The organism is Pseudomonas sp. G1002 (assembly GCF_013385455.1).
Lineage (GTDB): Bacteria > Pseudomonadota > Gammaproteobacteria > Pseudomonadales > Pseudomonadaceae > Aquipseudomonas.
Map to the genome: position 1 here is coordinate 78790 of NZ_JACAPY010000033.1, position 20874 is coordinate 99663.

Genomic DNA, 20874 nt, shown 5'->3' on the forward strand with positions numbered 1-20874 from the left:
AAAGCCCCCGGTGCCTTGCGGCAGCGGGGGCTTTTTTGTGGGCGCTTATTCGGCCGGGGTCTTGCCCTGGCGCTTCTCGATGATGTCTACCAGACGCTTGGCCAGCGCCGGGTAGTTCTCGTCGAAGTGATGGCCGCCAGGCAGCTTCACGGCTTCGCCGACAGCGGTCTTGTCGGTGCAGCCACTCTCGTCGACTTCTTCGGCACCGTAGATGCACACCACCTTGTCGGCCGGCAGCTTGGCCATTTCCGGGCCGGTCGCAGCTTCCTTGCCGGCGTTGCCCAGCCAGCCTTCCACTTCGATCTCGAAGCTGCCGGTGCGGGCGAAGGCCAGCAGGATGATCGCGTCTACACGCTGCTGCTCGCTTTCCGGCAGGCGGTTGTAGATGGCCGGCAGCACGTCGGCGCCGAACGAGTAGCCGGTCAGCACGAAGCGCTTGGTGCCCCATTTCTGCCGGTAGTGCTGCATCAGCTCGGCGAGGTCCTTGGCGCTTTGTTCCGGGGTCTTGTGCTGCCAGTAGTAGCGCAGGGTGTCGATGCCCACCACCGGGTAGCCGATCTTGGCCATTTCACCGGCCACGTCGCGGTCCAGGTCACGCCAGCCGCCGTCACCGGAGAGGAACAGGGTGACGGTGTCCTTGGCCTGGCCAGCCGGCACTTCGACCACCGGGATCGCCAGGCCGCCGTTGTCCGAGCCCACCAGTTGCTTGCGCAGCTCGTTGTTCAGCACTTGCGGGTAGTGAACGTCGTAGTCGCTGATGCTGGTGGTGGCACGCGGTGTGTCGCGTACGAAACTGGCAGCATCATCGTCAGGGTTATCGTTCCAGGCCACCAGCCAGCTACCGTGGGCCGAAGTCTTCGGCAGCGGGTCGTTGCAGCCTGGCTGCGCCAGCGCGAAGCCGACGGAGATGGCATTGGCCTTGTCGTCGTTCTGTGCGGCCAGCCAGCGCCAGGCGAGGGATGCGCCAGGGCCGATGCCGCTGACCAGGGTCGCTGGGCCGGCAAGCTGGCCCAGGGCGGTTTGCAGGGCTTGTTCCTGCAGCTTGCAGTCATCCTTGGGCAGGATTACCTGGACGATCTGCGCTGCGCCGCCCTGGCTCAGGGCGATCAGTTGGCTGTCGGTCAGGGTTTCGTCGGCCAGCACGGCCACGGCCACGCGGGCCTTGGGCGCGGTACCCGGGGTAACGCGGGTCAGGACCGTGCCATCGGCCTGTGGCAGTTGTTCCAGAGTAGGTTGCGGTGCAGGGCGGTTCCAGTACCAGTAGCCGCCACCGAGGATCAGTGCCAGTACCACCAAAAATGCCAATACATACCGCCAGGAGCGTCGAATCATCAGCGTTTCACCAATCCAGTCAAGCCGCCCGCAATCAGGGCGGCGGTGTCGGCCAGTGCCACCAGCGGATCAAGTCCTGCGGGCACGGCCATATAACGGGGTTCCCAGTCAGGCTGGAACTTGTCTTTGAAGCGGCGCAAGCCTTGGAAGTTATACAGTTGCTCGCCACGGCGGAACACCATCGAGCCCAGGCGTTGGGTCAGCGGGGCGCCACGTCGTGGTTGCAGGCCCGACAACGGCACCATGCCGAGGCTGAAGCGGGCGTAGCCATGGTTCTTATAATGTTGAATCAGGCCGACCATCATGAATTCCATGGTCAGTTTCGGCGCGTCCGGGTGCGCACGCATCAGGTCGAGACTGGCCAGGTCGTGGCTGTAGGTCTCAAGCAGGTTCGCAAACGCTACCGGGCGCCCTTCGAAGCGAATGATCGCAATACGAAAGTGCTTGAGGTAGTCGTCGCTGAATCGTCCAAGGGAAAAGCCTTTTTCCCGCACGTTCTTGCCGGTCAGCCATGCGTCGGAGATGACTTTCAACTCCTCCATCGGGGCCTGGCCGGGTTCGTGGATCTCCAGGGACAAGCCATCACGGGTCCCGCGGTTCCAGGTGTAGCGCAGGTCCTTCATCTCTTTGCCCTTGGCTTCCAGGTCAAAGCGTTTGAGGTCGACCCGGGCTTCTTCACCCAGTTTGATCGCGGTGAGGCCGATGTCCATGTAGTACGGCAGGTTCTCCGCGCGCACCTGGTAGAACACCGGGCGGGCGTGGTGAATGTCGCACAGGTCGCGGAACTGCCAGATCATCTCGGCCCGTTGCAGGGTCGGGCCAATCGGATCGTACAAGGCCACCAGGCTGCGACCGCGACGAGCGTACATCAGGAACGCTTCGTCGTTGGGGTGAAACAGCAGGGCCTTGTCGCCGGTCAGCGCCAGGCCGCCGTCGGGTTGTGCGGAGTTCATCAGGATCTTGGTGGCGCGCTCCAGCTCATCCGGTGTCGGCAAGTGGATGATCGGGCGCGCGGTACGCAGCAGCCAGGTCAGCGACACCACCACCAGCACCACGGCCGCGCCCAGCAGCGAGCGCAGGCCACGCGGGGCGTTGGCGTCGAGGGTGAACTGCCACCACAACTGATGGCTATAGGGCACGTCCTGGTAGGCGAACAACAGCAGCCAGATCGACGCACCGAGTACGCACACGCTGGCCACCAGGTACAGCGGCGAGAACGGCAGTTCGGTCAGGCGGCTGGCGCGATAGAACGAGCGCCGGAAGATCGCCAGCAGCACCGCCGTCATGGTCATCAGGCTGGCTTCTTCCCAGTCGAAACCCTTGAGCAGGGAGAGCAGGGCGCCGGTCAGCAGCAGCACCATGGTCAGCATCCACGCCGCGGACAACCGTCGACGCAGGCCCTGGGCCAACAGAAGGCAGAGCACGCCGATCAGGCTGGCACCAAAGTGCGAAGCGTCAATCAGGCGATGAGGAATCAGGAAGCCGATGTTTTCCAGGCGTGAGTCGATTTCCGGGGTTGCGCCGGAAAACAGCAGGACCACGCCTGACAAAAAAACCAGTACGGCCAGGATCGGCGCAGCGAGGCCCGAGGCCGCGCGCAGGCTTTGTTGCGTATGGAACAGGCGCTGGGCTTCGTTGACCAGCAGGAACACACAAGCGATCAACAGCGGCAGCACCACATAGATCATCCGGTACAGCAGCAGTGCGGCCGCCAGTGGCGCGGCACCGAGCTTGTCGGCGAAGGCAGCCAGCAGGATTGCTTCGAACACCCCGACGCCACCGGGTACATGGCTGAGCACACCGGCGGCCAGGGCCAGCAGGTACACCAGCAGGAACGGGCCAAAGGGCGGCGCTTCCGGCAGCAGCATATACAGCACGGTAGCGGCCGCAGCCACGTCGAGGGCGGTGATGATCAGTTGCAGGAAGGTCAGGCGACGGCCCGGCAGGCGCAAGGTGCGACGCCCGGCCCTGACCAGCAGGTTGTCCGGATACGGTTGTTCCGGCAGGCGGCGGCGGTAGATGCCGATGCACAGTGCGGCTGTTAACAGCAACACAGCACCGGCGATGCCGCCGAGCAGGCTGGCAGGTAGATGCAGGGCATTGGACGCGGCAGGCAGGTTGCTCAGGGTGGCCAGCGCAGCGAGCGGCGGCAGGGCGCAACCCAGGGCCAGGCTGGCAAACACGGTCATGCGCGCCACTTCCGAAGCGCCGATGCCATACCGTGCATATAAACGGTAGCGTACCGAGCCGCCCGAGAGCATCGACAGACCAATCGCGTTACCGATGGCGAATGCGGTAAAGCCGCCGTAGGCCAGAGTCTTGGCAGGCAGCTTCACGCCGGCATAACGGGCACCGGAAAATTCATAGCCCAACAAAATGATAAAGCCGGCGACAGCAGCACCGAACGCACCCAGCAGTGCAGGCTTGGGTACTTCAAGGATTGAATCGTGGAGCGCGTACAGATCCAGTTCAAGCAACAGGTGGCGACAGGCGATAAGGGCGATTGCGAACAGCAACAAGGTGACGGCCAGCCCGATGGGTTGGCGGTATTTGCTCAACAGATCCAGCCAGCGCAAACGGGTGGGAGTGATCGGTTGTGTCGCTGTGACAGAGTCTTGTGGTTCAGACGAGTTGGCGCGCATCAATCACCTCGTGGATTGTGCGCGACAGGATGGAGGTATCCAGCCAAGTTACCAATCCCTATGGACAAAATAATTACAAATATTAACGCGTATCGCGAAGTGCGGCGACAGCGCCCATTGGTCGTAGAAGGACAGTGCTTGAAGACTTAGCATAGCTTGCAATGAGATGGACTCTACAAACCGTGTACGGTTTCATGAAAGATGCCATGCCATTGTTTCAAAAGGACTTTTTCGTCAGATACAAAAAAGGCCACTCTTTCGAGCAGCCTTTTTTGATGTTTGGTTGCGGGAGCCGGATTTGAACCGACGACCTTCGGGTTATGAGCCCGACGAGCTACCAGACTGCTCCATCCCGCGTCTGTGTGGCGGCATTCTACAGAGCAACGGCGGGGTGTCAACCGTTAATCGAACGATGGGTCAAATAAGTGCAATTTAGCGTCGGATTGTCACGCGGGTGCGGTAAGTGCGCGATTGGGAAAGGTTTTTTGTCAGACAATCGAAACGAGGGCTAAAACAGACAGGCACAAAAAAGGCCACTCTTTCGAGTAGCCTTTTTTGATGTTTGGTTGCGGGAGCCGGATTTGAACCGACGACCTTCGGGTTATGAGCCCGACGAGCTACCAGACTGCTCCATCCCGCGTCTGTGTGTCGGCATTCTACAGAGGAACGCGAGTGTGTCAACCGCTGATTCAAAGAAAAGCGCTTGTGGTTCAATCGGTTAGCTCTCCAAGGTTGCCCCTTGATAGGCCGCGGGGCCAGTCTGGCCGAGGCTTTCAGCTCTATTGGGGGGTGTGTTTCGATTGAGAAAATGAATTCACCTGCGAATTTTCCTACCGCTTAAGCGGAAGATTCAAACTACTGGTGCTATATACAGGTGTGAGTGAGATACTGCCGGCCTGTCCGTTTTCTGCCCAGAACCACTGCCTTATCTATGACGCAGCGCAAAATCATCCACGTCGACTGTGATTGCTTCTACGCCGCCATCGAGATGCGCGACGACCCGACCCTGGCGCAAAAGCCCCTGGCTGTCGGTGGCTCGGCAGACCGTCGCGGGGTGATCGCCACCTGCAACTATGAAGCACGGGCCTATGGTGTGCGTTCGGCCATGTCGTCCCGCCATGCCCTGAAGCTGTGCCCGGACCTGACCATCGTCAAGCCGCGCATGGATGCTTATAAAGAAGCATCAAAGGAAATCCAGACGATCTTTCGCGACTACACCGACCTGATCGAACCGTTGTCCCTGGACGAAGCCTACCTGGACGTCTCCGACAGCCCGCATTTCGGCGGCAGTGCCACGCGCATTGCCCAGGACATTCGCCGGCGGGTCTCCAACCAGTTGCACATCACCGTTTCCGCGGGCGTGGCGCCGAACAAGTTTCTCGCCAAGATCGCCAGCGACTGGAAAAAGCCCAACGGACTGTTTGTGATCACCCCCGACCAGGTGGAAGACTTTGTCTCGGCGCTGCCGGTGAAAAAGCTCCACGGCGTGGGCAAGGTGACGGCCGACAAGCTGGCGCGGCTGGGGATCGAGGACTGCCTGCAACTGCGGGAGTGGAACAAGTTGGCGCTGGTGCGAGAGTTTGGCAGTTTTGGCGAGCGGCTTTGGAGCCTGGCGCGTGGGATTGATGACCGGGTGGTGCAGAACGACAGCCGCCGGCAATCCATCAGCGTGGAAAATACCTACGATGTCGACCTGCCGGACTTGCCCAGTTGCCTGGAAAAACTGCCGGAGCTGATGGACACCCTGGCCGGGCGCATGGCGCGCATCGACAGCAGTTATCGGGCGGGCAAGCCGTTCGTCAAAGTGAAGTTTCACGACTTTACCCAGACGACCCTGGAGCAGGCGGGGGCGGGGCGGGACCTGGAGAGCTACCGGCAGTTGCTGACCCAGGCGTTCAATCGCGGCGACAAGCCGGTGCGATTGCTGGGAATAGGCGTGCGTTTGCTGGATTTGAGCAACGGCAACGAGCAGCTCCAATTTCCCTGGTAGAAACCGAAAGCCAAATGTGGGAGCGGGCTTGCTCGCGAATGCGGTGTGTCAGTTGACGCATGTGCTGGCTGACACGCCGCATTCGCGAGCAAGCCCGCTCCCACATTTAAAGGCTTCAGCGTGCTCCGGGATCCGCCACCAGGCGTCCGGCATCCTTGGTCAAGGCCTGCAGGAATTCCTGCTGCAACTCCGGATCATTGCGGGTCAGTTCGATCAGGCTCTGTTCCAGCTCGCTGGCTTCTTCTTCCAGGCCCAGCTCCGACAGGCGCTTGACCCGGTGCACCCACTCGTTGACCTCGTCGTCTTCCAGGTCGTCATAGATCAAACCGTGAGCTTCGAGCAATTTGCCCCGCAGGGTGCCGCTGATGGCCAGGGATGAGTCCGAGTGCACGTCATCCTGGGCATCTTCAACACTGATCTTCAGGGTGCTGATGCGGTTCAGGTCCTGCTCGGCAAACGGGCTGTCCAACAGGTTCAGGCGCAGCACCCCATCGCGGTCGGTGGTCAGCTCATGGGTTTGCTTGCCGGCAGTCACCTGTACCGGGCGCTCGCTCCAGGGCAGGCTCGAATACTCCACGCGCTTGTCGCGCTGGACTTCATCGATACCCGCCAGGTTCTGTTGCGCACGGCCGTTGGATTGCACGTTCATGAACGGGTTGAGCCCGTCCACGCCATAGCTGAGCCAATCCCGGGTCATGCTGGCAGGCAGGTTGCCCAGGGCAAACACGTTCGCCACGTTGGCGCCGACGCCCGCCACCAGCGCGACCGCGCCCAGGGGCATCTCATAGAGTTTGCGCCAGGGCTGGTAGGGCGTGTAGCGGTCGTAGCGACGGGTAACTTCGAACTCGGTGACCTCAAAGGTCTTTTGCTCGTGAATGCGCACCCGGCGTTGCGGCAGCTCCAGCACCTTCGGCTCGCCCACGTCGATCTGCAGGCTGTGATCGAGCAATTTGCGCTCGATGCGTTCCTCGTGCTCGCTGCGTTGCGACATTTGGTTGGCGCAGCCGCTGACCAGCAGGGCGCCACATAACGTGGCGCCCCCCAGGGCTATGGTGTTTCGCTTGAACATGACGACTCTTGATCTGGTTTTCAGCGACGAATACGCGCCTGAAGGAAAGACAGCACGTCAGCCACCGGCAACGGTTGGGCCTCGGCTTCGGTCCGGCTCTTGTATTCCAGATTGCCATCGGCCAGGCCGCGGTCACTGACCACGATCCGGTGCGGGATGCCAATCAATTCCATGTCGGCGAACTTGATGCCTGGGCTGGTTTTCTTGTCCCGATCATCCAGCAGCACTTCAAAACCGGCAGCCGTGAGTTCGGCATACAGTTTGTCGGTGGCTTCGCGTACTTGCTCGGTTTCGTAGCGCAGCGGTACCAGGGCAACCTGGAATGGCGCCAGGGCGTCGCTCCAGATGATGCCTTTCTCGTCGTTGTTCTGCTCGATGGCAGCCGCAACCACGCGGGATACGCCAATGCCGTAGCAGCCCATTTCCAGGGTGATCGGCTTGCCGTTCTCGCCCAGCACTTCGCACTTCATCGCCTTGCTGTACTTGTTGCCCAGCTGGAAGATGTGCCCGACTTCGATGCCGCGCTTGATTTCCAGGGTGCCCTTGCCGTCCGGGCTCGGGTCGCCGGCCACCACGTTGCGCAGGTCGGCCACGGTCGGAACCGGCAGGTCGCGTTCCCAGTTCACGCCGAAGTAGTGCTTGTCATCGATGTTCGCACCGATGCCGAAGTCGCTCATCAGCTCTACCGAACGGTCGATGATGATCGGCAGTGGCAGGTTCAGCGGGCCGAGGGAGCCAGCGCCGGCGCCAATGGCATCACGCAGTTCTGAGTCGGTGGCCATGACCAGCGGGCTGGCAACGCCTGGCTGCTGGGCGGCCTTGATTTCGTTGAGCTCGTGGTCACCACGGATTACCAGGGCGATCAGCTTGCCTTCTTCCTCGGCGCGCACGATCAGCGTCTTGATGGTCTTTTCAATCGGCAGATTGAATTTCTCCACCAGGGCCGCGATGGTCTTGGTCTCGGGCGTGTCCACCAGACGCAGCTCTTCGCTTGGCGCAGGGCGGGAAGTTTCCCGTGGCACGGCTTCGGCTTTCTCGATGTTTGCCGCGTAGTCGGAACCGTTGCTGAACACGATGTCGTCTTCACCGGACTCGGCCAGCACGTGGAACTCGTGGGAGCCGGCACCGCCGATGGAGCCGTTGTCCGCTTCAACCGGGCGGAATTTCAGGCCCAGGCGCGTGAACACGTTGCAGTAGGCGGTGTGCATGCGGTCGTAGGTGACCTGCAGGGACGCCTGGTCAGCGTGGAACGAATAGGCGTCCTTCATGATGAATTCGCGGCCGCGCATCAAACCGAAGCGTGGGCGGATTTCGTCACGGAACTTGGTCTGGATCTGATACAGGTTGAGGGGCAGCTGCTTGTAGCTGCTCAACTCGTTGCGCATCAGGTCGGTGATCACTTCTTCGTGGGTCGGGCCGGCGCAGAAGTCCCGGCCATGACGATCCTTGAAGCGCAGCAATTCAGGGCCGTACTCTTCCCAGCGCCCGGATTCCTGCCACAGCTCAGCCGGTTGGGTGCTCGGCATCAACACTTCCAGAGAGCCGGCAGCGTTCATTTCTTCACGAACGATGGCTTCGACCTTGCGCATCACCTTCAAGCCCATGGGCAGCCAGGTGTACAGGCCCGAGGCCAGTTTGCGGATCATGCCGGCGCGCAGCATCAGCTGATGGCTGATCACGACCGCGTCGGAAGGCGTTTCTTTCTGTGTGGCGAGCAAATATTGACTGGTGCGCATGGTAGGCCGTTGTCGGTTGCTTGGACTTGAAATGACTTGGGATTGTACGGGCGCTTGCTGCCGACGTACAGGCATCTGGTTGCTGGAGCAGGGCTTCTGTGGGAGCTGGCATGCCTGCGATGCAGGCAACACGGTGTGTCAGTTACACCGCGGTGATGCAATCGCAGGCAAGCCAGCTCCTACAGTGATTTGTTTTCCTCGGGAGGATTCAAGCGAATCCGCCGGCTTTCCTGAAACCAGTGCAAGGCGATCAGGACCAGCGTCGGCACACCCAGCAGGCAGGTGATCATGAAGAAGTTGTGGTAACCGAACTTCTCGACCATCACCCCCGAATACCCGCCGATCAAGCGCGGCAGCAGCAGCATGATCGAGCTGAGCAGGGCGTATTGGGTGGCGGAGAACTTCAGGTTGGTCAGGCTCGACAGGTACGCGACAAACGCCGAGGTCGCCATGCCGGAACTGAAGTTGTCCAGGGAGATGGTGAAAATCAGCATCTGCAGGTCCGGGCCCATGTCGGCGAGCATCACGAACAGCAGGTTGGTGCCGGCCGATGCAATGCCGCCGATGAACAGGATCGGCAGAATCCCGAAGCGCACGATCAACAGGCCACCCATGCCGGCGCCCAGCAAGGTCATGATCAGGCCGAAGACTTTGCTGACACCGGCGATCTGGTCCTTGGTAAAGCCCTGGTCGATATAGAACACGTTGGCCATTACGCCCATTACCGTGTCCGACATGCGGTAGGTGGCAATCAGCCCCAACAGCAGGAAGGCCTGCCAGCGGTAGCGCAGGATAAAATCGTTGACCGGCGTGAGCACCGGCGCCAGGCCCCGGCGGCCCATGGTCGACAGGCACAGCGTGGTCAGGATGATGTAGAGGATGGCCCGCAGGAACGCGCGATCTTCCAGCAGCAGGTCCAGCAGGCTGACCCCATGGAACAGCACGCTGGCGAAATCAGTGTTGTACAACTGGGTGAACATCGCCGGCACCGACACCAGCAGCACGATCAACACGAACACCGAGACCAGCTGGTGAGCAAAGCTGTAGCGCCCGGCCTGCAATTGGGTACGCAGCGGCACATTGGGTTCGCGCATGAACAGCGTGGTCAGCAGCGCAGGCACCATCAGTGCACCAAACAGCACGTACGTACCGGCCCATGCCGAATGCTTGTAGTTGAACCCGGTGGAACCGAAGCCTTCGGCAAAAAACAGCGCACCTGCGGTGGCAAGCAGCGCGGCCACGCGATAACCGGACATATAGCTGGCGGCAAGCGCGGCCTGCTGGCTGTCGCTGGCGATTTCCAGGCGGTAGGCGTCTACGGCGATGTCTTGCGTGGCGGAAGCGAAGGCCACGATCACGGCGATGGCGATCAGCCAGGACAGATGCTTTTGCGGATCACAGAAACCCATGCCGATCAATCCGAGGATCACCAGCGTCTGGGACAGTACCAGCCAGGAGCGACGACGTCCGAGCTTGCCGAGCAGTGGCAGGCGCCATTGGTCGAGCAGGGGCGACCAGACCCACTTGAAGGCATAGGCCAGGCCGATCAGGCTCGCATAACCGATGGTTTCGCGGGCCACGCCGGCCTCGCGCAACCATACCGAGAGCGTCGAGAACACCAACATGTAAGGCAAGCCGGCAGCAAAGCCGAGCAGCAACAGCACTAACGTCGAGGGGCTGGCATAGGCGGCGAGCGCGGCGCGCCAGGTTTTACGGGGCATGGGCTGGAGTCTGCCTCAGAATTACGCAAATAAAGCGCGCACTCTAACCGCTGTGCTCTACCGGGCGCCAGCCATGACGCTGAATATCAACACGATTGTTCAGGATGCTGACGCCTTCGCCGCGCAAACGCGCACGTTGCTCGTCACCCGAGGCACTGCCCACCGGCAGACTTATCCGACCACCGGCACCCAGCACGCGATGCCAGGGCAGTTTGGTGTCCTCGGGCAGTTGGCTCAGGGTGCGACCCACCCAACGTGCGGCGCGACCCAAACCGGCGAGGTGTGCCAGCTCCCCGTAGCTGATCACGCAGCCTTCGGGTACTTGGGCGAGGGTCAGGTACAGCACGGTGCGGCGCATTTCAGCGGGGCTTTGCGGAGCGTCGGTCAGTTCGTTCACGGTGGCATATCCGATGAAAATATCCGTCTATTTGTAAGAAATTTCTGCAAAATGGGGGGCTGAGAGCGGAACTCGATACGAATACCCGAGTCAGTCCTTGCTAAGAAGTTATCCACCCCGATAATGCCCGTTTTTTCGTCAAACTCGAGCCCCATATCCGCTTATGTTGTCCAGAACCCTGCTGTGCCTCGCTGTCTTCAGCGCCTCCACCCCGTTGCTCGCCGACACCGTCTGGTTGAAGAACGGTGACCGCCTGACCGGCAAGATCAAGGTTTTCGACGGTGGCAAGCTGCTGATCCAGACCGACTATGCCGGCGCGATCCCGGTGGACTGGAAGCAGGTCAAGACCCTGGAGAGCGATCAGGAATTGCTGGTCAAGCAGGATGCCTACAGCGGTGAGAAGGCCAAGTCCCTGCAGCCGGCCGACGATGGCAAGGTCATCCTGGCCAACGGCGAGGCGCCCAAGACCGTCGAGCTGGCGAGCATCCAGCAGATCATCAAGCCCAAGCCGGTGATCGAGGACCTGGTGTGGAAGGGCAATGTCGATATGGCGCTGGACTACAAGCGCGCGGAAAAAGACACCAACGACTACGACATCGACTTCAAGACCACTGCCCGCCATGGCCAGTGGCGCCATACCGCCGAGGGCGAGTACAACCGCGAATTCCAGGACGACGTGACCACCACCGACAACTGGGCGCTGGAGTACGACCTGGACCGGTTTATTACCGAACACTGGTTCTGGCAGGGCCGCTTGACCTACAAGCGCGACAAGGTCGAGGACCTGTCCCGCCAGCGCACCGTGGGTACCGGCCCGGGCTACCAATTCTGGGATGACGAACTGGGCGCGTTCTCCCTCGGTTCGCTGGTCAACCGCACCGACTATGAATACCAGGACGGCGGCAAGGACAACTTCTATTCGCTGGCCATGAAGTGGAACTACAACCGCTACCTGGTGGGCAAGACCGTTGAATTCTTCACCAATGGCGAAGTGGGCAAGCCGCTGGCCGGGCCGTCCGAGTACTCCCTGGATGCGGAAATGGGCTTGCGCTACAAAGTCACCGAGTGGGCCTCCCTCAACCTCAAGGCCGAGCGCGACATTATTAGTGGCGACTCGGAAAGTGCGTTGAGCAAGACCCGCTACACCGCAGGGTTCGGCGTCGCCTGGTAACGAGCCGCCTGGTAATTAAAGGCGTAACCCGCCGTCCATTTCCAGAATCCGCCCGGTGTAGTAGTCGTTCTCGAAGATATACGCCGCTGAATGGGCAATCTCCTCAGGCCGCCCCATGCGCTTGAGGGGAATGCCGGCGGTCATCTTCTCCAAGGCCTCGGGCTTCATGCCCAGGGTCATCTCGGTCTCGATAAACCCCGGTGCGATGCCCGCCACGCGGATGCCGTAGCGCGCCAGCTCCTTGGCCCAGGTCACAGTGGCGGCCGCTACACCGGCCTTGGCGGCGGAGTAGTTGGTCTGCCCGACATTGCCGGCCCGCGAGATCGACGAGATGTTGATAATGGTGCCCTGGTTCTTCAGCTCCACCATTTTTGCCGCCACCTCACGGGTGCACAGGAACACCCCGGTGAGGTTGACATCGATCACCGCCTGCCACTGGGCCAGGCTCATCTTGGTCATCTCGCCGTCCTTGACCTTGAGCAGCAAGCCATCACGCAAGATCCCGGCGTTGTTGATCAAGCCGTTGATCGCACCGAAGTCTTCGGCGATCTGTGCCACGGTGTGGGTCACCTGCTCTTCATTCGCCACGTTGCACAGATAGGCGCGGGCCTTCACTCCATGGGCCTGGCAGGCGGCCACCGCCTGGTCGAGTTTTTCCTGATTGAGGTCCACCAGCGCCAGGTTGGCACCTTTGGCGGCAAAATACTCGGCCATGGAGCGGCCCAAACCCTGGCAACCGCCGGTGATAATGATTACTTTGTCGTTGAGATGCATTCGCAAGTCCTGTGGGCAGAATTAAGCGGCTATCCAGGTTTGTTTTTTGACGAAATTTATCGAAGGAGTCATAAGTTGAGCGCGCACGTTGCCAAGAATGCCCGAGAACTACTGCTCAAGGAATACCGTGGGGCACTCGCCACCTTGTCCAAGGCCATGCCCGGTTTCCCTTTTGGCTCGGTGGTGCCGTATTGCCTGGACGCCGAGGGTCGGCCGCTGATCCTGATCAGCCGTATCGCCCAGCACACCCACAACCTGCAGAAAGACCCCAAGTGCTCGTTGCTGGTCGGTGAGCGTGAGGCCGACGACGTGCAAGCGGTAGGGCGTCTGACCTACCTCGCCGAGGCCGAAAAGCTCGAAGACGGCGCTGCGATTGAAGCCGCCGCCGAGCGTTATTACCGCTATTTCCCGGACTCGGCGAACTACCACAAGGCCCATGATTTTGACTTCTGGGTGCTCAAGCCGGTGCGCCATCGTTATATCGGCGGGTTCGGCGCGATCCACTGGGTCGACCAACTGACCCTGGCCAATCCGTTTGCCGGCAAGGCCGAGCTGAGCATGGTCGAGCACATGAACAGCGACCACACCAAGGCGATTGCCCACTATGTCGAACTGGCCGGCCTGCCGACCTCCGAGCCTGCGCAACTGGCCGGTATCGACAGCGAAGGCATGCACTTGCGCATTGGCCAGGCCCTCTACTGGCTGCCCTTTGCCGAGCCTTGCAACACGCCGACACAAGTACGCGAAGCCTTGGTTTTCCTGGCTCACGCCGAGGTCTGGCCGAAAAAAGCAGCCGCTGAAGCTTGAATTCACGAAACGGCGACGTCATCTAAGGTGGAGTAGCAAGGCATTCTTGCGTTGAGGAACCATTTGATGCGCCCTTTTTTGTTGCTTTTTTTGTTGTTTCCGGTGCTTGAGCTGTTCGTATTCGTACAAGTCAGCGGGGCAATCGGGTTTTTCCCGGCGCTGCTGCTGATCATTCTCGGCTCGATGCTCGGCGTACTGGTGCTGCGCGTCGCCGGCCTGGCCACGGCGCTGCGTGCCCGTGAAAGCCTGAATCGCGGCGAGCTGCCGGCCCAGACCATGCTCGAAGGCCTGATGATGGCATTGGCCGGTGGCCTGCTGATCCTGCCGGGCTTTATCAGCGATGTGGTTGGCCTGGTGATGTTGCTGCCATTCACTCGCAAAGTGCTGGCGGGCAAGATGCGCCAGCGTGCCGAAGAGGCTGCCATTCGCCAGCGCGCCTTTGCCGATGACCTGCAACCCCGTGGTGGCCCGGCCCCGCGCCAGCCCCTGGGGCGCGAAGGTGACGTGATCGAAGGTGAGTTCGAACACCGCGACCCCAAGTAATCCCCTCACTGGCACGGCACCCGCGGGTGCCGTGCGGCTTTTGAAGACGCCCCCCGACACAAAAATTTTCATCTCGGTACCCTTGTAATAAGCTTATGCGCCCTTATGTAACGGTCACCGCAAGGTTTCTGGTGGCGACACCAGACAGACTTCCGCGTTTCGCGCCGCGAACCGCGACCGGCACCGCCGGAATTTAACTAGCCGGAATTGACACCGGCCGATGAAAAACACAATTAGGAGAGATCGACAATGAGCAAGCTTCGTCCTCTGCATGACCGCGTCGTCATCCGTCGCAGTGAAGAAGAAAAGAAAACCGCTGGCGGTATCGTGCTGCCAGGTTCGGCTGCTGAAAAAGCCAACCACGGTGTGATTGTCGCTGCTGGCCCAGGCAAGACCCTGGAAAACGGAGAAGTACGTGCGCTGGCTGTGAAAGTGGGTGACAAGGTTGTGTTCGGCCCTTACTCCGGCAGCAACACTGTGAAAGTCGACGGCGAAGACCTGCTGGTAATGGCTGAGAACGAGATTCTCGCTGTTCTGGAAGGCTGATTTCCCCGTTCATCTTCCCGTTACTACAAAGTATTTAAGGAATATCGATCATGGCTGCTAAAGAAGTTAAATTCGGCGATTCCGCCCGTAAGAAAATGCTCGCCGGTGTGAACGTCCTGGCTGACGCAGTAAAAGCGACCCTGGGCCCTAAAGGCCGTAACGTGATCATCGAGAAGAGCTTCGGCGCTCCGACCATCACCAAGGACGGCGTTTCCGTCGCCAAAGAAATCGAGCTGAAAGATCGCTTCGAAAACATGGGCGCGCAGCTGGTCAAAGACGTTGCCTCCCGTGCCAACGATGACGCAGGCGACGGCACCACCACCGCTACCGTTCTGGCTCAGTCGATCGTCAACGAAGGCCTGAAAGCCGTCGCTGCCGGCATGAACCCGATGGACCTGAAACGCGGCATCGACAAGGCGACCATCGCCATTGTCAAAGAGCTGAAGTCCCTGTCCAAGCCATGCGCTGACACCAAGGCAATCGCTCAGGTCGGCACCATCTCGGCCAACTCCGACAGCTCCATCGGCGACATCATTGCCGAAGCCATGGAAAAAGTCGGTAAAGAAGGCGTGATCACCGTTGAAGAAGGCTCGGGCCTGGAAAACGAACTGTCGGTTGTTGAAGGCATGCAGTTTGACCGTGGCTACCTGTCCCCGTACTTCGTCAACAAGCCAGACACCATGACCGCCGAGCTCGACGGCCCGCTGATCCTGCTGGTTGACAAAAAGATCTCCAACATCCGTGAACTGCTGCCAGTTCTGGAAGCTGTTGCCAAGGCCGGCCGCCCACTGCTGATCGTTTCCGAAGACGTTGAAGGCGAAGCCCTGGCGACTCTGGTTGTGAACAACATGCGCGGTATCGTGAAAGTGGTTGCTGTCAAGGCACCTGGTTTCGGCGATCGTCGCAAGGCCATGCTGCAGGACATCGCTGTCCTGACTGGCGGTACCGTTATCTCCGAAGAGATCGGCCTGAGCCTGGAAAGCGCTACCCTGGAACACCTGGGTAATGCCAAGCGCGTCACCGTGACCAAGGAAAACACCACCGTGATCGACGGTGCCGGTGTTGAAGCTGACATCCAGGCACGTGTTACCCAGATCCGCGCTCAAGTGGCTGATACCACTTCCGACTACGACCGTGAAAAACTGCAAGAGCGTCTGGCCAAGCTGTCCGGCGGCGTTGCAGTGATCAAGGTTGGCGCGGGTTCCGAAGTTGAAATGAAAGAGAAGAAAGCCCGCGTTGAAGACGCCCTGCACGCTACCCGTGCAGCCGTTGAAGAAGGCGTGGTACCTGGCGGTGGCGTGGCACTGGTTCGCGCTCTGCAGGCTATCTCCGAGCTCAAAGGCGACAACGCTGACCAAGACGTCGGTATCGCTCTGCTGCGTCGTGCTGTTGAAGCACCTCTGCGCCAGATCGTTGCCAACTCCGGCGACGAGCCAAGCGTAGTGGTCGACAAGGTCAAGCAGGGTTCGGGTAACTTCGGTTACAACGCTGCTACCGGCGAATACGGCGACATGATCGAAATGGGCATCCTGGACCCGGCTAAAGTGACTCGTTCGGCTCTGCAAGCGGCTTCGTCGATTGCCAGCCTGATGATCACCACTGAAGCAATGATCGCCGAGATCAAAGAAGATGCTCCAGCTGGCGGCGGTATGCCAGACATGGGCGGTATGGGCGGCATGGGCGGCATGATGTAAGCCAGCCTTACCCCGATACTGAAAAACCCCGCCTGCAGCGATGCAGGCGGGGTTTTTTTATGCTGATCGTTCCCACGCTCTGCGTGGGAATGCCGCCAGGGACGCTCCGCGTCTCTCTTTACACGCACGCCTCAGCTGACGCCGCGACGCCCCAGCAGTTTCTTGAACATGAAGCCGCGAGCCAGCATCAGGTGCGAGGCGGGCGGCAAAGATGCCACGGGTCCCGGTGCCGCAGAGCCGGATGACGGATGGACAGGCACGTGTGCGGTTTTTTTGAGGGGCGCCGGTTGGGGCCGCTCCCAATGGCCGGACATGACCACCATGCCCAGCAGTTTGAGGGTATTGCCGTAATAGTCATGGTCACGGATGGACCGGCGTTGCAGGTTGTCCCAAAGGTTATTGAGCCACAGCTGATTGTCGGGGTTGATCATTGCGCTGACCCCGAGTGCCGCCACAAAGGCCGGCTCATTGTGCGCTTCCTCGATCGCACTGCCGTCGATTCGGTAGCCACTGTTGAAGTTGCCCGGTTCATCGTGGGTAACGGCGCGTGCCCAGCGATTGAAGGTGGTCAAGGTGTACAGCGCACGCGGGTCACCGTACATCAGGTAATCCAGGCCGATGCGCCACGGGTAGCGGGCCGCGTTCCACGAATAGCTGCCGTCGTATGGGCCTTCCACCAGATCGGGCCGCGCCGGGGTGATCGAGGTGTCCAGGTGGCTGATGAAGTCCGGCACCAGCCCGCTGTTGGCGCTGTACCGTTGGGTAAAGTCACTGATGATCGAATAGGTCTTGTCGCGCACCGCCTGCCAGCGCTTGTCCCCGGTCATGGTGAAAAAGCTGTAGAGGTGCGACTGCATGAAGTCCGAGCTGCGGGTGGTGTACTCAAGCTCTGCGTCACCGTCGGTACCGGCCCAGTCGCCGAGCATCAGGTGCTGAGTCCTGGGGTGCACCTCGTGTTTCATGATTGCCGCCATCACCGTGTTGGCCTCGCTGCGATAGTCAATGGAGCCCTCGCTGCCCCATTTCTGATCGGCCAGCAGCAGGGCGTAGGCGATGTCCAGGTCGCCATCGGTGGCACTGACGTCACCACGGAAAGGGTCGGTGGAGTCGCCGCATCCCTCGGTCTGGTTCCAGGCCATCAAGCCGGGATCGGACGCTGCGGGGTGATCCTGGAAGTAGCGCACCATGCCGTCGAAAGTCCGTTGGGCCTGGTCATCGTAGTCGGCCATCATCACAGTGAGCAGCATGCCGTAGCCATGGGCCTCGGACACGGTGATGGTGTTGGGCGCGGCGCCACCACCCACGGGTTTGTGGTCGGCGTTGACCTTGATGAAATACCGGCCGCTGCCGCATTCCCCCGACAGGTAAACCGCCTTCCAGTCCTTGTAGAACGTGACCAGTTGTTGATCCATGATCGCCTGGGGCTGGCGATTGGGCAGGATGGTGCCGGGGTAGTAGGGCGCTTGGACATTCTGGGCCGCAACGCCGCCTGACCATGAACCGGCGGCCATGCACAGTGATAACAGCAGCGTGGGCAGATGCCGTCTAGGGTGACGCATGAGCTGACTCTCCAACCTGATCCAAAGGGCAAGGTCGCGAGGTTAGCGGCAGCGCGGATGTTCCACTGTCACAGGCTGTAACAGCCTAGGCCGGGCGCAGTGCGAGGGTCAGGGTCAGGCGTGCGCCGCCCAACGGGCTGCGGGTGATCGACAGCTCACCACCGTGCCAGTGGGTGGCGCGCTTGGCCAGTGCCAGGCCGAGGCCAAATCCGCTGGGCTCGTCGCCGCCCATGGCCAGGCGCACGAAGGGTTCGAAGATCTTTTCGCGGTTTTCCGGCAGTACGCCCGGGCCGTCATCATCCACATGCAGCACCAGGTGCTGGCCCTGGCACGCAGCGCTGACGTTCACCCGTTCGCGGGCGTAGTTAATGGCGTTGCTTAACAGGTTGCGCACGATCAGATGCAGCAGGGCGCGGTCGCCGATCAGTTCCAGGTCGGCCGGGTCGGTGTCCAGGGTCAGCAAGCGATGGTGCCCGTCCAGCAGGGCAAACTCCTGCTGCAGCCAGGCATGGAGATTGATTGGCTCATGCTGCAGGTCGCTGGGTGCATCGGCCAGCCGGGCAAAGGCGAGGCTGGCGCGAACCAGCGACTCCAGTTCTTCGATATCGGTGTGCAGGCGCTCTTGCAGGCGGGTGCGGGTGTCGGGGTCGGCGCTTTTACTCAGCAGTGCCAGGGCAAAACGCATCCGCGCCAGGGGTGTGCGCAGTTCGTGGGACACCGCCTGGGAAACCTCCCGGTGGCGTTCGCCCATCGAGCTGATATCCAGCGCATGCCGTTGCAAGGTCAGCAGCAGCGGCGCCCACTCCTGGCTCATCGCGGGCAGCAGCGTGTTGGGCGAGCGGGCGAGGGTAGCAATGCAGGCATTAAGGGCATCGAGGTCATGGGTGTATTTGCGCCGGGCACGCAGGGCAATCCAGAGAAACAGCAGTACCGGCAGGCCGGCGACACAGGCGGTCACCCAGTACACCGGATATTGCAGCAGGTCCTTCACTTCGGCAGTTCCCCACAAGGGACCGAATTGAATCACCGTGTCATCGTCCAGCGGGAAGTAGGTGACGTCCTCATCACTGTTCTGCGCCGGCTGATGGTGGTCGAGCATCACAATAGCTTCAGGCGGCAGCTCGATATCATCCTTTTTCACCAGGCTCACCGGGTACTGAAAGCGTGCTTGCAGTGACTCGATGCGCGCTTCCCGTTGTTCGGCGGGCAAGGCCTTGAGTTGCTCGGCAACGAGATAACCCGGCCCGGCCATCAGGCGCAGGAAACTGTAGTCCCCGATAAACACCGAGGCGTTCGAGCACAACCACAGCAGGTAAAAAGTGAGGGCGGCCCAGCTGGTGCCGGCCGCGATGGCCATCCACGGGCGGACTTTAGACAGCATGCTGGCTCCCCGTCGGGATTTCGACGAACAGGTATCCCTGCGCCGTGATGGTCTGGATGGTCACGGGGCACTCAAGGCTCATCAGCTTTTTGCGCAAGCGCGACACCCGCATATCAATCGATCGGTTCAGCCCGTCGTACTCCAGGCCGCGCAGGCGCTGGAGCAGCTTTTCCCGCGTGAGCAATACGCCGCAATGGCGGGCAAAGATGGCGAGCAACTCGAATTCGGCCACCGAAAACTGCAAGGGCGCCTCGCCAAGCCAGGCGAAGTGGTTGTTCAGGTCCAGCCGAAAAGCGCCCCACTGATAGTAGCTGCGAGGTGCCTGGGGATGGCGGCGCAGCAGCGAGCGGATCCTTGCCAGCAACAGTTGCGGGTCGATCGGCTTGACCACGTAGTCGTCGGCCCCGGCGGCAAACCCCACCAATTGTTCGGCGTTCTCGTCCAGGGCCGTCATCATCAGGATCAGCCCGGGGTAGTGGTCGCGAATCTGTCGGCACAGGGTAAAACCGTCGATGCCCGGCAGCATCACATCGAGGATCAACAGTGCCGGCTGTTCATCCTGGATACGCTGGGCGGCGCGGTCGCCACGGTGTTCCACTGCAACGCTAAAGCCTTCGGCGCGCAGGAACTCGGCCGTCAGTGCCGCCAGGGGCAGGTCGTCTTCGATCAGCAACAGGGTATCGGACATGGCTCAGCAGGATCGTTGCCAAAAAGTGCGCAGAGTGTTGCGCCCTTGCCCCCGGCTAGGCAAGGGCTGTTCATCACGGCATCACGGGCTGCTTGCGGAAGGCGGGCTGCGGTGTTTTCACCGGCCGGTACAGCAGGAAGTAATAGGCGCCCAAACAAATCAGCCAGCTGAAAATTGCCGTCCACACGTTGTGGGAAAGAAAGTGCGCCCCTTGCATCGTGCGGCTCACCGAAAGCACCGTGCCCAGGCCCAGCGCAAACAGGAACGCCGAGCGCGCCATCCGCGGTCGGCGATCCCTCAGGGCAAAAAACAACGCAAACAGCGCAAACCCGGTCGCCGCATGTCCGCCCGGCCAGCAACGGCCAGGCTTGTCGGTCGGCGGCCTGGGGCTCAGCAGTTCGCTGTACGTCTCCTGGCCGCCAAACTCCTTGACGCTCCACGGGCATTGCACCCCGGTCACCGTCTTCAACGGTGAAACGAACGAGGTGGCCAGTGCCAGCGACAGCACCAGGCAGCCCAGTTCTCGGCGATAGGGTTTGAGTCGCTCAAAGACAAAGGCCCCGGCAAACCCGGCGATTGCCAGCACCGAAAACACGATCACCATCTGCTTGGCGCGATCGTGAAGAATGTCCTCCAGAAAAAAACTGTGCCGGCCCACGAAGCCGCCTTCGGACGCGTCGTAAAACAGCCTGGCGATGTCCATGTCCAGCGACGTCAGCTCCAGCAGCAACATGGCCACCGCCAGAACGGCAGGCACACCGAGGCACAGCCAGAAGTTGAGGGGTTGGGATAACGGACGAACAGCGATTGCGTGCATGGCGAAC

At 60.9% G+C, this 20874-nt stretch carries 17 protein-coding genes and 2 tRNA genes; 6 read left to right on the plus strand and 13 right to left on the minus strand.

Translation table 11 applies throughout. The annotated features are described in order from the left end of the window. Positions 1 to 45: 45 nt before the first annotated feature. From HX801_RS22115 to HX801_RS22130, 4 genes are all read right to left on the minus strand, one after another. Positions 46 to 1332: a virulence factor family protein gene (locus HX801_RS22115; RefSeq protein WP_177022730.1), complete on the minus strand. Its 1287-nt coding sequence runs from the start codon at positions 1330 to 1332 to the stop codon at positions 46 to 48. Beyond that, the gene (gene mprF / locus HX801_RS22120; protein ID WP_008433574.1) at positions 1332 to 3974 is read right to left on the minus strand and encodes a bifunctional lysylphosphatidylglycerol flippase/synthetase MprF; all 2643 of its coding nucleotides are present in this window, start codon (positions 3972 to 3974) and stop codon (positions 1332 to 1334) included. Before mprF ends, HX801_RS22115 begins: the two co-directional genes overlap by 1 nt. Positions 3975 to 4254: 280 nt before the next feature. Beyond that, positions 4255 to 4331, minus strand: a tRNA-Met gene (locus tag HX801_RS22125). A gap of 206 nt (positions 4332 to 4537) precedes the next feature. Further along, positions 4538 to 4614: transfer RNA gene (locus tag HX801_RS22130), tRNA-Met, on the minus strand. A gap of 291 nt (positions 4615 to 4905) precedes the next feature. Between HX801_RS22130 and dinB the strand changes: the two genes are divergently transcribed. Continuing rightward, on the plus strand, positions 4906 to 5964 hold the full coding sequence (gene dinB / locus HX801_RS22135; protein WP_003208617.1) for a DNA polymerase IV: 1059 nt from the start codon (positions 4906 to 4908) through the stop codon (positions 5962 to 5964). 115 nt (positions 5965 to 6079) lie between these two features. Here dinB and HX801_RS22140 read toward each other — a convergent pair whose 3' ends face one another. The 4 genes from HX801_RS22140 to HX801_RS22155 form a co-directional block, all read right to left on the minus strand. Beyond that, on the minus strand, positions 6080 to 7033 hold the full coding sequence (locus tag HX801_RS22140; RefSeq protein ID WP_003208616.1) for a hypothetical protein: 954 nt from the start codon (positions 7031 to 7033) through the stop codon (positions 6080 to 6082). 20 nt (positions 7034 to 7053) lie between these two features. Beyond that, a complete protein-coding gene (locus HX801_RS22145) occupies positions 7054 to 8769 on the minus strand; it encodes a proline--tRNA ligase (protein WP_003208614.1) in 1716 nt (571 codons plus the stop codon). Between the two features lie 179 nt (positions 8770 to 8948). Further along, entirely contained in the window at positions 8949 to 10490 is a 1542-nt protein-coding gene (locus HX801_RS22150) for an AmpG family muropeptide MFS transporter (protein WP_003208613.1), read from the minus strand. Between the two features lie 43 nt (positions 10491 to 10533). Beyond that, a complete protein-coding gene (locus HX801_RS22155) occupies positions 10534 to 10848 on the minus strand; it encodes an MGMT family protein (RefSeq protein ID WP_218166212.1) in 315 nt (104 codons plus the stop codon). Positions 10849 to 11050: 202 nt separating this feature from the next. On the opposite strand from HX801_RS22155, the gene HX801_RS22160 reads away from it, so the two are divergent. Beyond that, the gene (locus HX801_RS22160; RefSeq protein ID WP_003208606.1) at positions 11051 to 12058 is read left to right on the plus strand and encodes a DUF481 domain-containing protein; all 1008 of its coding nucleotides are present in this window, start codon (positions 11051 to 11053) and stop codon (positions 12056 to 12058) included. A 15-nt stretch (positions 12059 to 12073) separates the two neighbouring features. Here the strand turns inward: HX801_RS22160 and HX801_RS22165 are convergent, their stop codons facing one another. Then, complete coding sequence (locus tag HX801_RS22165) at positions 12074 to 12832, minus strand: SDR family oxidoreductase (protein WP_003208604.1); 759 nt, start codon at positions 12830 to 12832, stop codon at positions 12074 to 12076. Between the two features lie 75 nt (positions 12833 to 12907). Here HX801_RS22165 and HX801_RS22170 point away from each other — a divergent pair, with 75 nt between their 5' ends. The 4 genes from HX801_RS22170 to groL all read left to right on the plus strand — a co-directional run bounded on the left by HX801_RS22170 (position 12908) and on the right by groL (position 16422). Then, positions 12908 to 13639 (plus strand): HugZ family protein, encoded by a 732-nt coding sequence (locus tag HX801_RS22170; RefSeq protein WP_003208603.1) that lies wholly within the window; start codon positions 12908 to 12910, stop codon positions 13637 to 13639. A gap of 66 nt (positions 13640 to 13705) precedes the next feature. Further along, positions 13706 to 14182: an FxsA family protein gene (locus tag HX801_RS22175; RefSeq protein ID WP_003208601.1), complete on the plus strand. Its 477-nt coding sequence runs from the start codon at positions 13706 to 13708 to the stop codon at positions 14180 to 14182. Between the two features lie 249 nt (positions 14183 to 14431). After that, on the plus strand, positions 14432 to 14728 hold the full coding sequence (gene groES, locus HX801_RS22180; protein ID WP_017846112.1) for a co-chaperone GroES: 297 nt from the start codon (positions 14432 to 14434) through the stop codon (positions 14726 to 14728). Positions 14729 to 14778: 50 nt separating this feature from the next. Next, positions 14779 to 16422, plus strand: a complete 1644-nt coding sequence (gene groL, locus HX801_RS22185; protein WP_003208597.1) for a chaperonin GroEL — start codon at positions 14779 to 14781, stop codon at positions 16420 to 16422. A gap of 131 nt (positions 16423 to 16553) precedes the next feature. Here groL and HX801_RS22190 read toward each other — a convergent pair whose 3' ends face one another. The 4 genes from HX801_RS22190 to HX801_RS22205 form a co-directional block, all read right to left on the minus strand. Continuing rightward, positions 16554 to 17981 carry a glycosyl hydrolase family 8 gene (locus tag HX801_RS22190; RefSeq protein WP_177022731.1) on the minus strand — a complete coding sequence of 476 codons (1428 nt, stop codon included), beginning with the start codon at positions 17979 to 17981 and terminating at the stop codon, positions 16554 to 16556. An 85-nt stretch (positions 17982 to 18066) separates the two neighbouring features. Continuing rightward, entirely contained in the window at positions 18067 to 19362 is a 1296-nt protein-coding gene (locus tag HX801_RS22195; RefSeq protein ID WP_177022732.1) for a HAMP domain-containing sensor histidine kinase, read from the minus strand. Beyond that, complete coding sequence (locus HX801_RS22200) at positions 19352 to 20050, minus strand: response regulator transcription factor (protein ID WP_003208592.1); 699 nt, start codon at positions 20048 to 20050, stop codon at positions 19352 to 19354. Before HX801_RS22200 ends, HX801_RS22195 begins: the two co-directional genes overlap by 11 nt. A 73-nt stretch (positions 20051 to 20123) precedes the next feature. Next, the gene (locus HX801_RS22205) at positions 20124 to 20867 is read right to left on the minus strand and encodes a phosphatase PAP2 family protein (protein ID WP_134327250.1); all 744 of its coding nucleotides are present in this window, start codon (positions 20865 to 20867) and stop codon (positions 20124 to 20126) included. Positions 20868 to 20874: the final 7 nt, after the last annotated feature.